This window comes from Neotabrizicola paludis (genome assembly GCF_044142105.1).
Classification (GTDB): domain Bacteria; phylum Pseudomonadota; class Alphaproteobacteria; order Rhodobacterales; family Rhodobacteraceae; genus Pseudogemmobacter.
On sequence record NZ_JBGTYM010000007.1, the window covers coordinates 205,144 to 218,098 of the forward strand.

At 66.5% G+C, this 12,955-nt stretch carries 13 protein-coding genes and 1 tRNA gene; 7 read left to right on the forward strand and 7 right to left on the reverse strand.

Annotated elements, in window-relative coordinates; all coding sequences use genetic code 11:
* Window positions 1-96: 96 nt before the first annotated feature.
* The 3 genes from ACED67_RS15650 to ACED67_RS15660 all read right to left on the reverse strand — a co-directional run bounded on the left by ACED67_RS15650 (window position 97) and on the right by ACED67_RS15660 (window position 3,482).
* Window positions 97-1,533 carry an NAD(P)-dependent oxidoreductase gene (locus ACED67_RS15650; RefSeq protein ID WP_395542646.1) on the reverse strand — a complete coding sequence of 479 codons (1,437 nt, stop codon included), beginning with the start codon at window positions 1,531-1,533 and terminating at the stop codon, window positions 97-99.
* A 160-nt stretch (window positions 1,534-1,693) separates the two neighbouring features.
* Entirely contained in the window at window positions 1,694-2,494 is an 801-nt protein-coding gene (locus ACED67_RS15655; protein WP_395542647.1) for an undecaprenyl-diphosphate phosphatase, read from the reverse strand.
* A 1-nt stretch (window position 2,495) separates the two neighbouring features.
* Window positions 2,496-3,482, reverse strand: a complete 987-nt coding sequence (locus ACED67_RS15660) for a complex I NDUFA9 subunit family protein (protein WP_395542648.1) — start codon at window positions 3,480-3,482, stop codon at window positions 2,496-2,498.
* Window positions 3,483-3,647: 165 nt separating this feature from the next.
* On the opposite strand from ACED67_RS15660, the gene ACED67_RS15665 reads away from it, so the two are divergent.
* Window positions 3,648-3,732 (forward strand) — tRNA-Leu (locus tag ACED67_RS15665).
* Between the two features lie 343 nt (window positions 3,733-4,075).
* Here ACED67_RS15665 and ACED67_RS15670 read toward each other — a convergent pair.
* The gene (locus ACED67_RS15670) at window positions 4,076-4,942 is read right to left on the reverse strand and encodes a branched-chain amino acid aminotransferase (RefSeq protein WP_395542649.1); all 867 of its coding nucleotides are present in this window, start codon (window positions 4,940-4,942) and stop codon (window positions 4,076-4,078) included.
* Window positions 4,943-5,087: 145 nt separating this feature from the next.
* Between ACED67_RS15670 and ACED67_RS15675 the strand changes: the two genes are divergently transcribed.
* From ACED67_RS15675 to dxs, 6 genes are all read left to right on the forward strand, one after another.
* Window positions 5,088-5,582 carry a MarR family winged helix-turn-helix transcriptional regulator gene (locus ACED67_RS15675; protein ID WP_395542650.1) on the forward strand — a complete coding sequence of 165 codons (495 nt, stop codon included), beginning with the start codon at window positions 5,088-5,090 and terminating at the stop codon, window positions 5,580-5,582.
* Window positions 5,583-5,596: 14 nt separating this feature from the next.
* Window positions 5,597-6,304 carry a response regulator gene (locus ACED67_RS15680; RefSeq protein WP_395542651.1) on the forward strand — a complete coding sequence of 236 codons (708 nt, stop codon included), beginning with the start codon at window positions 5,597-5,599 and terminating at the stop codon, window positions 6,302-6,304.
* Window positions 6,305-6,368: 64 nt separating this feature from the next.
* A complete protein-coding gene (locus ACED67_RS15685) occupies window positions 6,369-7,283 on the forward strand; it encodes a histone deacetylase family protein (RefSeq protein ID WP_395542652.1) in 915 nt (304 codons plus the stop codon).
* Window positions 7,280-7,519: an exodeoxyribonuclease VII small subunit gene (locus ACED67_RS15690; protein ID WP_395542653.1), complete on the forward strand. Its 240-nt coding sequence runs from the start codon at window positions 7,280-7,282 to the stop codon at window positions 7,517-7,519. Before ACED67_RS15685 ends, ACED67_RS15690 begins: the two co-directional genes overlap by 4 nt.
* Entirely contained in the window at window positions 7,516-8,385 is an 870-nt protein-coding gene (locus tag ACED67_RS15695; protein ID WP_395542654.1) for a polyprenyl synthetase family protein, read from the forward strand. Before ACED67_RS15690 ends, ACED67_RS15695 begins: the two co-directional genes overlap by 4 nt.
* Window positions 8,386-8,398: 13 nt before the next feature.
* The gene (dxs, locus tag ACED67_RS15700) at window positions 8,399-10,312 is read left to right on the forward strand and encodes a 1-deoxy-D-xylulose-5-phosphate synthase (RefSeq protein WP_395542655.1); all 1,914 of its coding nucleotides are present in this window, start codon (window positions 8,399-8,401) and stop codon (window positions 10,310-10,312) included.
* Window positions 10,313-10,321: 9 nt separating this feature from the next.
* Here the strand turns inward: dxs and lpxK are convergent, their stop codons facing one another.
* From lpxK to ACED67_RS15715, 3 genes are read right to left on the reverse strand one after another with little or no spacing between them, the layout of a single operon-like run.
* A complete protein-coding gene (lpxK, locus tag ACED67_RS15705) occupies window positions 10,322-11,314 on the reverse strand; it encodes a tetraacyldisaccharide 4'-kinase (RefSeq protein ID WP_395542656.1) in 993 nt (330 codons plus the stop codon).
* A complete protein-coding gene (locus tag ACED67_RS15710) occupies window positions 11,314-12,498 on the reverse strand; it encodes a 3-deoxy-D-manno-octulosonic acid transferase (protein WP_395542657.1) in 1,185 nt (394 codons plus the stop codon). Before ACED67_RS15710 ends, lpxK begins: the two co-directional genes overlap by 1 nt.
* 4 nt (window positions 12,499-12,502) lie before the next feature.
* Entirely contained in the window at window positions 12,503-12,745 is a 243-nt protein-coding gene (locus ACED67_RS15715) for a DUF4170 domain-containing protein (protein ID WP_395542658.1), read from the reverse strand.
* Window positions 12,746-12,955: the final 210 nt, after the last annotated feature.

A 12,955-nucleotide genomic window follows, 5' to 3' on the forward strand; every position in this document is an offset into this window, starting at 1 on the left:
AACCTTTGATCAGGTCACAGATCCTGACGTTAAACTTCCCTGCCTCTTCCGCGCGTAGAGACGAAAGGAAGACGCAGGCAAGACGGGTTCAAGACTCTATTCCGCAGCCACCGTGGCGGGCTGCGCCAGATAGGCCAGCATCGCATCGGCGGCCTCACGGCCATCGCGGATCGCCCAGACGACCAAGGATGCCCCCCGGACGATATCGCCCGCCGCATAGACGCCGGGCAGGCTGGTCGCATGGGTGCGGAAATCGGCCTTGATCGTGCCCCAGCGCGTCACGGCCAGTTCCTTCACGCCCCAGAGGCCCGGCAGGTCTTCGGGTTCAAAGCCCAGCGCCTGCACCACCAGGTCGGCCTCTTCGACATAATCGGCCCCCTCGATGATCTCGGGGCTTTGGCGGCCGGTCGCATCGGGTTCGCCAAGGCGCATCTTCTGCACCATCACGCCCTCGACCTCGGTGCCGCCGGTGAATCCCTTGGGCGCCGACAGCCAGACGAATTCAACGCCCTCTTCCTCGGCATTTTGCACTTCGCGCTGGCTGCCCGGCATGTTCGCCTTGTCCCGGCGATAAAGGCATTTCACCGATTGCGCGCCCTGGCGGATCGCGGTGCGCACACAGTCCATCGCCGTATCGCCGCCGCCGATCACCACCACGCGCTTGCCCTTGGCATCCAGCATCCCCGAATCGAACTCGGCAACCTCGTCGCCAAAGCTTTTCCGGTTCGACGCGGTCAGATAGTCCAGCGCCTTGACGATGCCCTTGGCGCCGACGCCGGGGGCCTCGATCTCGCGGATTTTGTAGACGCCGGTCGCGATCAATACTGCATCATGCTGGCCGCGGATGGCATCGAAAGACAGATCCACGCCGACATCGCAGTTCAGAACGAAATTCACCCCGCCCAGCCGAAGCTGTTCGTTGCGGCGCATCACCACGTCCTTCTCCAGCTTGAAGCCGGGGATGCCATAGGTCAGCAGGCCCCCCGCGCGGTCATAGCGGTCATAGACCGTGACCTGCACACCGGCGCGGCGCAGCACATCCGCCGCGGCAAGGCCCCCCGGACCGGCACCGATGATGCCCACCGACTCGGGGCGTTCGACATGCGGCTTGATCGGCTTGACCCAGCCCTCTTCCCAGGCGGTGTCGGTGATGTATTTCTCGACCGAGCCGATGGTCACGGTGCCATGGCCCGATTGTTCGATCACGCAATTGCCTTCGCAAAGCCGGTCCTGCGGGCAGATGCGGCCGCAGATTTCCGGGAAGGTGTTGGTGGCCTGGCTCAGCTCATAGGCTTCCTGAAGGCGGCCCTCTGCGGTCAGGCGCAGCCAGTCGGGGATGTTGTTGTGCAAGGGGCAATGCGACTGGCAATAGGGCACGCCGCACTGGCTGCACCGGCTGGCCTGTTCGGCGGCCTTCTCGGCGGCGAACTCGGCGTAGATCTCGCTGAAGTCCCGGGCGCGCGAAGCTGCATCGCGCTTGGCCGGCATTTCGCGGCCGACGTTGACGAATTTCAGCATCTTCTGCGTGGCCATGGCTGCGCGTCCCCGTCATTTCCTCAGGCACGCCTTCCTACATGGCTTCGATTCGGAATAAAAGTCAATCAAGCTGACCTATTTCACAGTTTTCGATCGGCAAGGGTAGTAAGATTGACGTTTTCTTTTGAAACTGGGTCAGCAAGAGTTCCAGACCTGCTCAGAACCCGGCGAAAAGCGCGGCAAGCGCCACCGAGCCAACGATGATTCGCCACCAGCCGAAGACCGAATACCCATGCTTTCCAACGAAATTCAGCACCCAGCGGACCACCAAAGCCGCCGTCAGGAAGGCGATGCCGAAACCGACGGCAATTTCCCAGAGCGCCCCGAAATCCAGTGAATCGCGGTTCTTGAATAGGTCATAGGCCACCGCCGCGCCCATGGTCGGAAGCGACAGCAAAAAGGAAAACTCTGCTGCCGCCCGCTTCTCGACCCCCAGGAACAACGCCCCCACGATGGTCGCGCCCGAACGCGAGACGCCGGGAATCATCGCCAGGCATTGGCAGAAGCCGATCACCAACGATTTGCCGAAGGGCAGCTTCAGCGCGTCGAAATGCACCGGCTTCGGCGCGATCCGGTCAACCACCAGAAGCACGATTCCACCTAGAATCAACATGATGCAGATCAGCTTGGGCGTTTCGAACAGCACGTTCTTGATGAAATCATGCGCCAGAAGCCCCACGATCACCGCGGGAAAGAAGGCCAGCAGGACCGACACGATCGAGCGCCGCGCCGCCTCATCCGTCCGCGCCGCCAGAAACAGACCGGTCAGCTTGGCCGCGTAGACCGAGAACAAGGCCAGGACCGCGCCAAGCTGGATCACGACCTCAAAGGTCTTGCCCGCCGCCTCAAAGCCCAGGAAATGACCGGCCAGCAGCAGATGGCCCGTCGACGACACCGGAATGAACTCGGTCAGCCCTTCCAGCAGGCCCAGCAGGGCAGCGGTCAGCGTATCGCCCACGTCAGGCCTTGTTCAGATTCTTGGCCGAAGCCTTGATTGCCGCAAATTGGCCCGAGGGGCGGAAGGGCCAGAGATATTCCGGCACCACCGCCTCGAAAGCCACCGGCGTGATGCCCAGATTGGCCAGACCCTTGGCGCCCGGCGCCACCACATTGTCCTGGCCCAGGCTGGCAAGCTGGTCGCGGGTCAGAACCGTGTTGCGGATCAGCCCGCCGGTCAGGGCCGAGCCGATGTCCAGGGCGCCGGCAAGGATGCCCATCAGGAAGGAGGGCATGTTCAGCACCAGACGGCGGCGCTGGATCACGGCCAGCATCTTGCCGATCAGGTCGCGGAAGCTTTCGACATCCGGGCCGCCCAGCTCATAGATGCCCGGCGCGGCCTCGCCCTTGATGCCCTTGACCGCAGCCTGCGCCACGTCATCGACAAAGACCGGCTGGAACCTGGTATCGGCATGGACCAGAGGCAGCACGGGCCCCAGCCGCGCCATCGAGGCGAATTTGTTGAAGAATCCGTCCTCGTTGCCGAAGATCACCGAAGGCCGCAGGATCACCGCGCCGGGAAAGGCGGCCTGCACCGCCTCTTCGCCCGCCGCCTTGGACTGGCCGTAAAGCGAGGGCGCATCCTTCGCGGCGCCGATGGCCGAGATATGGACAAGTTGTGCCACGCCTTCCTCGACCGCGATCCGCGCCACGCGGCCCGCGCCTTCGGCCTGCACCGCCTGGAAATTGTTCTTGCCGCCGCGATCAAAGGTGCCGACGCAGTTCACCACCGCATCCGCCCCGCGCATCACCGCGCGCACGCTGGCATCGTCGCGGATGTTGCACAGGACCGGCTCGACCTGGCCCGGCACGCCATAGGGCTTGACGAACAGCGCCTCGTTCGGCCGGCGCACGGCGACGCGGACGCGCCAGCCCTCTTTCGCCATCCGCCGCGCGATGTAGCGGCCAACAAAGCCCGAACCGCCGTAGATCGTGACCAGCTTGCTCATGCGTGCCATCCTTGCCAGAGGCCGAAAATCCTGCGCCCTGAATAGCCCCGGCCTTGCTGCAGCCGCAAGACAAAAGCCGATGCGGAAGCCATGTGACGATTTTCGTTCTTACGGGCTTTGGCCCCTGTTGACACTGCCGATGCCCCCGGATACATCGCCGCCAGTGCCCAGATGGCGGAATTGGTAGACGCACTGGTTTCAGGTACCAGCGCCGCAAGGCGTGGAGGTTCGAGTCCTCTTCTGGGCACCACTTCATTCAAAAGCCGCGCATTCCCAGCGAATTGCGCGGCTTTTGCATTCGGACCCAAGCCCGCCTTCTCCGCCCTGCGCGCGCCGCCGCACGGATTTGGCCGCAGTGCTGGCCTGGCGACCGGTAGGGCTGTCAATGCTGTGGGGAGTGTTCTCGGGCAGGCTCTCGCCCATTTGCGCGAGCACCGCGCGGTCACGACAATTGTCGCAACGCCGCTTTCCAAGCCAACGGGCCCGGCCGCGTTGCCCCTCCCGCACAACGCGGGACGGGGCGGCTGTCTATGCCTGTCTCCTGCCAATGCGACCAGAGTCGCCCGGCAGGAGAGAAGCCTTGCGCAGCGCGATCAGCGCCGGACGAGCTTTTCGTATTCCGTCGCGACGCGCTTCGTCAGCTCGCCCACTTCGAAATTGTAGTCACCGATCTGGCCCACCGGGGTCACTTCCGCCGCCGTGCCGGTCAGCCAGCACTGCTCGAAGCCTTCCAGTTCCTCGGGCAGGATGTGGCGCTCATGAACCTTGATCTGCATGTCCTTCATCATGCCGATCACGGTCTGCCGGGTGATGCCGTTCAGGAAGCAGTCGGCCTTGGGCGTGTGCACTTCGCCATCCTTAACGAAGAAGATATTCGCGCCGGTCGCCTCGGCCACATAGCCGCGATAGTCGAACATCATCGCATCCGAGCAGCCCTTGGCCATGGCCGCGTGCTTGGACATGGTGCAGATCATGTAAAGACCGGCGGCCTTGGCCTCGGACGGGATGGTTTCGGGCGAGGGGCGCTTCCATTTCGAGATGTCGAGCTTGGCGCCCTTGAATTTGGCGTCGCCGTAATAGGCGCCCCAGGTCCAGCAGGCGATGCCCAGGCGGACCGGGTTGCCAAGGCTGGCCACGCCCATCTCTTCCCCCGCGCCGCGGAAGGCGATGGCTCGGACATAGGCATCGGTCAGGCCATTGGCCTTGAGCACCGCATCCTTGGCGGCGTCGATCTGGTCGGCGGTCCAGGGAATGTCCATGTCGAGAAGCTTGCCGGAATGGATCAGGCGTTCCGAATGCTCATGGCTCTTGAAGATCTTGCCGTTGTAGCAGCGCTCGCCTTCGAATACGGCCGAAGCATAGTGGAGCGCATGGGTCAGAAGGTGGACCTGCGCCCCCCGCCATTCCACCATCTTGCCATCCATCCAGATGAACCCGTCGCGATCGTCATATGCCGCCATCTCGGCCTCCTGATTTTCGATTCTTGCGCAACATGGGTCCGTATCGGACATGAAGTTGCGTCAAGGCGGGGCATCGCTACGCTTTATGACTTGGAAAGTCAACAAGGCTGACGTAAATTCCGCTGAAAAAGGAGGCGGGATTGAAATGGCGGAGCCGGCACGGGGCGAGAGTCTTCTCTTTCTAACCGATGAACAGTTGCGCAAGGGCATCGAGGCGATGTTCTTCGCCTATCGCGGTTTTACCGCTGACCCGGACCGGATCCTGGAGGGCATGGATTACGGCCGCGCCCATCACCGGGCGGTGCATTTCATCCATCGCAGCCCCGGCACCACCGTGTCGAACCTGCTGTCGATCCTGGGGGTGACCAAGCAAAGCCTGAACCGCGTGCTGCGCACCCTGATCGACGATGGCCATGTGAAAAGCGAAAAGGGCAAGGTCGATGCCCGTGAACGCCATCTGTTCCTGACCGACAAGGGGGCAGAGCTGGAGCGCGCCCTGTCGGATGCGCAGCGCGCCCGGATGCGCTCGGCCTATCGGGCGGCGGGGCCGGCGGCGGTGGCAGGCTTCCGGCAGGTTCTCGAAGCGATGATGGACCCGGAGATGCGGGCCGCATACAACCGTCTGCGCGACGGAAGCTGAGGGAGAGGGACCGCATGTCGGCAGTGACGGGCAACGAGCCGCATCTTCTGGTCGTCGACGATGATGAGCGCATCCGGGGGCTTTTGCAGAAATTCCTGATCCGCAACGGGTTTCTGGTCTCGGTCGCGCGTGATGCAGCCCAGGCGCGGCGCGTGCTCGCGGGGCTGGAGTTTGACATGATCGTGCTGGACGTGATGATGCCAGGCGAGGATGGCATCAGCCTGACGCGCGATTTGCGCAAGCGCAGCACCGTGCCGGTGCTGCTGTTGACCGCCAAGGGCGAGACGGCGAACCGAATCGAGGGGCTGGAGGCGGGGGCGGATGACTATCTGGTCAAGCCCTTCGAACCGAAAGAGCTGCTGCTGCGCATCAATGCCATCCTGCGCCGGGTGCCGCAGCCCCGCGCGGCGGAGCCGGCACCGAAGATGCTGCATCTGGGCGCAGTGCGCTATGACATGGACCGGGGCGAGTTGTGGCGCGGCGACGTGCCGATCCGGCTGACCGCGACCGAGGCAGCCCTCATGCGGCTGTTCGCGGCGGCGCCGGGCGCGGCGATGAGCCGCGAGCGGCTGGTGGCCGACCTGGGCCGCGAGGACGCGGCGCAGGAGCGCGCCGTGGACGTGCAGATCACGAGACTGCGCCGCAAGATCGAGGAAGACCCCAAGGCGCCGCGCTACCTGCAGACGGTGCGGGGCGAGGGCTACATGCTGGCGCCGGACTAAGCGCGGGATACCCCCGGGGGGCGCTGCCCGCGGACCCCCGAAATACTTGCGCCAAGATAAAGGGGTGAAGATGCTGGTTTTCTCGCATCGCGAATGTCTGGACCATGTGACGCCGCCGGGGCACCCCGAGCGGGCGGAACGGCTGGCTGCGGTGGAAGCCGGGCTGGCAGGTCTGGCGCTGGCGAAACGGGACTGTCCGCTGGCGGCGACGGTGGAGGTCCTGCGCTGTCATCCAGCCGACTATCTGGCGCGGGTGACGGGGGCGGTGCCCGAGGAAGGATGGGCGCAGTTGGATGGCGATACCTTCCTTGCGCCGGGGTCGCTCAAGGCGGCGCTGCGCGGGGTGGGTGGCGTCTGTGCGGCGGTGGATGCGGTGCTGGCGGGCGAGGCGGGGGCGGCTTTCGTGGCCGCGCGGCCGCCTGGCCACCATGCCGAAACGGCACGGGCGATGGGCTTCTGCCTGTTCGGCTCGGTCGCCATCGGGGTGAAGCGGGCGCTGGATCATCACGGGCTGTCGCGGGTGGCTGTCGTCGATTTCGACGTGCATCACGGCAATGGCACGCAGGATCTGTTGTGGGAGGAGCAACGCTGCCTCTTCGCCTCCTCCCACCAGATGCCGCTTTATCCCGGCAGCGGGGCGCCCGATGAACGCGGGGCTTTCGGGCAGGTTCTGAATGTCCCCCTGCGCGCGGCCAGCGGCGGCGCGGCGATGCGGGCGGCCTATGAGCGGGTGATCCTGCCAGCGGTTGCGGCGGCAGAACCGGAATTGCTCATCGTCTCGGCTGGCTTCGATGCCCATGCGGCCGATCCCCTGGCGCAGCTTGAGTGGGAGGCCGAGGATTTCCGTTGGCTGGCGGCGCGGCTCTGGGAGGTTTCCGGGGGCCGGGTGGTCTCGGCCCTGGAAGGGGGCTATGATCTGGGCGCGCTGACCGAAAGTGTCGGCGCCTATGTGGGCGAGATGGCGAGGCTGGATTCATGAGCGAGAAACCCGTTGCGGAGATGAGCTTCGAAGAGGCGCTCTCCGCGCTAGAGCAGGTGGTGGGGCAGCTTGAGCGCGGCGATGTGGCGCTGGAGCAGTCGATCGCGCTGTACGAACGCGGGGCTGCGCTCAAGGCGCATTGCGCGGCGCGGCTGAAGGAGGCCGAGGAGAAGGTCGAGAGGATCCGTCTGGCCGAGGGCCGCGCGGTGGGCACCGAGCCGGTGGAGGGGATGTGAGCTTTCCCGAACGGCTGGCCGAGGACGCCCAGCGCATCGCGCTGCGGCTGGACGAGGCCTTGGCGACTCTTCCTGATCAGCCGGTTGTCCATGCCATGCGCTATGCCCTGCGCGGCGGCAAGCGGCTGCGCGGCTTCCTTGTGCTCGAATCGGCGCGGATGCTGGGGGTTGCGGCCGAGCGCGCGGTTTCGGCGGCGGCGGCGGTGGAATGTCTTCACGCCTATTCGCTGGTGCATGACGACCTGCCCTGCATGGATGACGATGACCTGCGCCGGGGCCAGCCCACGGTGCATGTGAAATGGGGTGAGGCCACGGCGGTGCTGGCGGGCGATGCTTTGCAGACGCTGGCTTTCGAGTTGCTGGCTGACCCGGCTCTGGGCGGGGCCGAGGCGCGGATCGCGCTGGTCGCGGGGCTGGCCCGCGCGAGCGGCGCGCAGGGCATGGTGCTGGGCCAGGCTTTGGACATCGCGGCCGAGACGGCGGGGCGGAAGCTGACACTGGAAGAGATCACCGCATTGCAGGCCGGGAAGACCGGCGCCCTGATCCGTTTTTCCGCCGAGGCCGGGGCGATTCTGGCCGGGGCCGAGCGCGCGCCCCTGCGCGCCTATGCCGAGGCTTTGGGACTGGCCTTCCAGATCGCCGATGATATTCTGGATGTGACCGGCACGGCCGAAGCGGCCGGCAAGCGCGTGGGCAAGGATGCGGCGGCGGGCAAGGCCACGTTCGTTTCCCTTCTTGGACTGGAAGGCGCGCGGGCGCAGGCTGCGGCACTGGTGAAACAGGCGGAAAGCCTGCTGGAACCCTACGGAGAGGCTGCACGTTACTTGATCGCGGCGGCGCGTTTCTCTATCTCGCGCGACAGCTAAGAAGGAGGCCCCGATGGCCGACCGCCCCGCAACGCCGATCCTTGACCGCGTCCATTTTCCGGGCGACCTGAAGGCCCTGTCCGACCGCGAGCTGCACCAGCTTGCCGATGAGCTGCGGGCCGAGACGATTTCGGCGGTTTCGGTGACCGGCGGCCATCTGGGCGCAGGGCTGGGCGTGGTCGAGCTGACCGTGGCGCTGCATGCGGTGTTCGACGCGCCGCGCGACAAGATCGTCTGGGATGTCGGGCACCAGTGCTATCCGCACAAGATATTGACCGGGCGGCGTGACCGCATCCGCACCCTGCGGATGGAAGGCGGGTTGTCGGGCTTCACCAAACGGTCGGAAAGCCCCTATGACCCGTTCGGGGCGGCGCATTCTTCCACCTCGATCTCTGCGGCGCTGGGCTTCAAGGTCGCGGCCGATCTGGGCGGGGATCCGGGCGATGCGGTGGCGGTGATCGGCGATGGCGCGATGTCGGCGGGCATGGCCTTCGAGGCGATGAACAATGCCGGCCATCTGGGCAAGCGGCTGTTCGTGATCCTGAACGACAATGAGATGTCGATCGCGCCGCCGGTCGGCGCGCTGTCCTCCTATCTCAGCAGGCTTTATGCCGAAGCGCCGATGCATGACCTGAAGCAGGTCGCCAAGGGCTTTGTCGGGCTGTTGCCGGGGCCGTTGCAGGAAGGCGCGCGGCGGGCCAAGGACATGCTCAAGGGCATGGCGGTGGGCGGCACCCTGTTCGAGGCGCTGGGCTTTTCCTATGTCGGGCCGATTGACGGGCATGATCTGGACCAGTTGCTGCCGGTTCTGCGCACCGTGCGTGACCGGGCGACCGGACCGATGCTGATCCATGTGCTGACCAAAAAGGGCAAGGGCTATGCCCCGGCCGAATTGTCGGCCGACAAGGGCCATGCACGGGCCAAGTTCGATGTCGTGACGGGTGAGCAGAAGAAGACGCCGTCCAACGCGCCCTCTTACACCAAGGTCTTCGCCGAAAGCCTGATCCTTGAGGCCGAGCGCGACGAGAAGATCGTCGGCGTCACCGCGGCGATGCCGGATGGCACGGGGCTGGACCTCTTTGCCAAGCGCTTCCCGCGCCGGATGTTCGATGTTGGCATTGCCGAGCAGCATGCCGTCACGTTTTCGGCAGGCATGGCGGCGGGCGGGCTGAAGCCCTTCTGTGCGCTTTATTCCACCTTCCTGCAACGCGGTTACGATCAGGTCGTGCATGACGTGGCGATCCAGCGCCTGCCCGTGCGCTTTGCCATCGACCGCGCCGGGCTGGTGGGGGCCGATGGCGCCACCCATGCCGGGGCTTTCGACGTGGCCTTCCTGTCGAACCTGCCGGGCATGGTGGTGATGGCGGCGGCGGATGAGGCCGAGCTGCGCCATATGGTGGCGACGGCGGTGGCGCATGACGGGGGGCCGATCGCTTTCCGTTTCCCGCGCGGCGAGGGCTGCGGGGTCGAGATGCCGCCGCGCGGCGTGCCGCTGGAGATAGGCCGCGGCCGGATGATCCGCGAAGGTGCGCGGGTGGCGGTGCTGTCTTTCGGCACGCGCCTGGCCGAGGTGCTGAAGGCGGCGGAATCGCTGGCCGCGCGCGGCCTGGCGCCGACGGTGGCGGATGCGCGCTTTGCCAAGCCCCTGGATCGCGATCTGATCTTGCGTCTGGTGGCCGAACATGAGGCGCTGATCTGCATCGAGGAAGGGGCGGTGGGTGGCTTTGGCAGCCAGGTGGCGCAGCTTCTGGCGGATGCGGGTATCTTTGACCGCGGCTACAAGTTCCGCAGCATGGTTCTGCCCGATATTTTCATCGACCAGGCCAGCCCCGAGGCGATGTATCGCGTGGCTGGCATGGATGCGCCGCAGATCGAGGCCAAGGTGCTGGAGATTCTGGGCATCGCCACGCTGGAACGCCGGGCCTGAGCCCGGCGGCTAAAGGCGCAGCCGCGCCAGCATCGTGTCAAGCGGCGCCCAGTCGTCCAGTTCAAGCCGCACCACCAGCGCCAGGACCCTGGGCCGGAAGGATGCGGGCAGGCGGGCGGCGTCCTTTTCGGTCGTCACGAGCTGCGCCCCGGCCTGTGCGGCGTCATGCTCCAGTCGTCGCAGCAGGGCGTCGGAAAAGGGCTGGTGATCGTCCAGCGCGACGCTGCGCACCAAATGCGCGCCTTCCGCCCGCAGTGTGGCAAAGAATTTTTCCGGGTGGCCGATGCCCGCGAAGGCGATGACGCGCTCGCCCTGCCACTCCATGCCCATCTGCAAGGGGCGCAAAGCACCGGTCAGGTGGGGAATGTCAATAGCCTTGCCCCAGCGGGCGGCAAAGCCGGCCTGCGCGTCGGGCGGGCCGATCGACAGCACGGCATCGGCGCGGGTCAGGCCCGTTGCCACCGGCTCGCGCAGGGGGCCCGCAGGCAGGCAGAACCCGTTGCCAAAGCCGCGCTCGGCATCGACCACGACCAGCGACAGGTCCTTGGCGACGGCAGGATTCTGGAACCCGTCATCCAGCAGGATGACGCTGGCGCCCGAGGCCTCGGCGGCGCGGGTGCCCGCCGCGCGGTCGCGGGCGATGAAAGTCGGGGCGAAGGCTGACAGGAGAAGGGGCTCGTCGCCAACCTCGGCGGCAGAATGCCGGGTCGGATCGACCTGGACCGGGCCTTCAAAACGGCCGCCATGACCGCGCGAGACCAGGGCGACGCGCTGGCCACGGGCCTGAAGGCGCTGCGTCAGCGCGATGGCGGTGGGGGTTTTGCCAGTGCCGCCCGCATTCAGATTGCCGATGCAGATCACCGGAACCTTTGCACGATAGGGCCTGCCCTGCGCCAGCCGCCTTGCCGTGGCGGCGGCATAAAGCGCGCCAAGGGGCGACAGCAGGTGAGGCAGAAGACCGGGCCTTTCGGGTGGGGCGAACCAGAAGGCGGGCGGGCTCATCACTTGGCCCCGCTCAGGGCGCGCAGCCGGTCAAGCACGGCTTCGGTGGCCTCGGCGCCGTCGGAGGCGACGATCCAGGCGGCCTGCGCCAGCCGCGCGGCGCGGTCTGGGGCGAGCAGATCGCCAAGCGCCTCGGCCAGATCGGGGGCGGCCGCCACGGCCCGGGCCGCCCGCGCGGCGCCAAGCCGCCCCAGCAGCGCGCCATAGACCCCGGCGCGGGGCCCGTGCAGGATGGCGGAACCCAGGGCCGCAGGCTCCATCGGGCTGCGCGCAGCCCCATTGCCGGACAGGCTGTTGCCCAGGAAAGTGATCGGAGCAAGGCGATACCACAGGCCCAGCTCGGCCGGGCTGTCGACGACGAATACCTCGGTTTCCGGCTCGGGGTCTTCCTCGGCGCTGCGCAGCGCGACGATCCAGCCTTCCTCTTCAAGCTTTTCGGCAAGAGGCTGGGCGCGGGCCGGGTCGGCGGGCAGCAGGATCAGCAGAAGCCGGTGGCTTTGCCCCAGAACGCGACGATGGGCAGAAAGAACGGCGGCCTCTTCGGCATCGGGCAGGCTGGCGGCGAACCAGACCGGGCGCGACGCGAAAAGCTTGGCCAGCGCCGCGCGTTCGGCCTCGAGACAGGGCAGGACGGCGCAACGCTCTTCCATCCGCCCGGTGATCGCCAGCACCTGCGGCGGGGCGCCGGCCTTGCGGAAGGCGGCGGCGGCGGCGTCATCGACTGCCGCGATATAGCTGAGGGCGGCAAGGCATTTGCGCAGCGTGCCGGAAAACCAGCCCGCACTGCCAGGGATCAGACGCGGCGCGCGGGCATCAGTCAAAAGGACCGGCAGGCCACGCGCCCGCGCCGCCGCGATCAGCGCCGGGCGCAGCCCGCCATCCGACAGAACCAGCGCTTCGGGCCGCCAATGCTCGAGAAAGGCGCGCACCTCGGCGGCGCCGTCTTCGGGGGGATCCTGATGCATCGCCTCGGACAAGTCGCCCGAGGCGGGACCGGTCAGCAGCACCGAAACACCTTCCCGCTCGGCCAGTCGCCGCATCAGCTCTTCCGCTGCGGGCGCGGGATCGCTGCCGCTGACATGCAGCCACACGAGCCGGCCTTCTGGACGCGGCGGGCGCGCCGCCGTCAGCGCCGAGGATGCGCGCGGCCGGAACGCGGCCAGCGATAGCCCAAGCGGCGCCATGGGATCAGCCAAGTTCCTCGGTCGAGGAAGCAGCGGTTTCCTCGTCGCGCAGACGGTGAATATGCGCGATGAAATAGCGCATATGGGCATTGTCGACGGTGCGCTGCGCTTCGGCCTTCCAGGCGGCATGGGCGCTGGCATAATCGGGGAACATGCCGACGATATGGATCTGCGACGGATCGCGGAAGGTGGTCTTGTCGGGGCTGACGAGCTCGCCGCCAAAGACGAGGTGCAGGCGTTGGGGCATTCTGGGCCTTCCGGGAGGAGGGGTTTCTTGGACGCGCGCAGGATAACCGCTGCGCCCTGTCAGCGAAAGGTGGGCAGCGCAAGGCCTGCCGCGCAAAGCAAGGCGCGCCAGGGGGCGGAGATTCCGGCCCTTGCCGGATGGGGGCTCTGAGGTCACATTATGGGGGACCCGGCCGGGCGCTGCCGGTGCGTATTCGACACGGAGGAATTT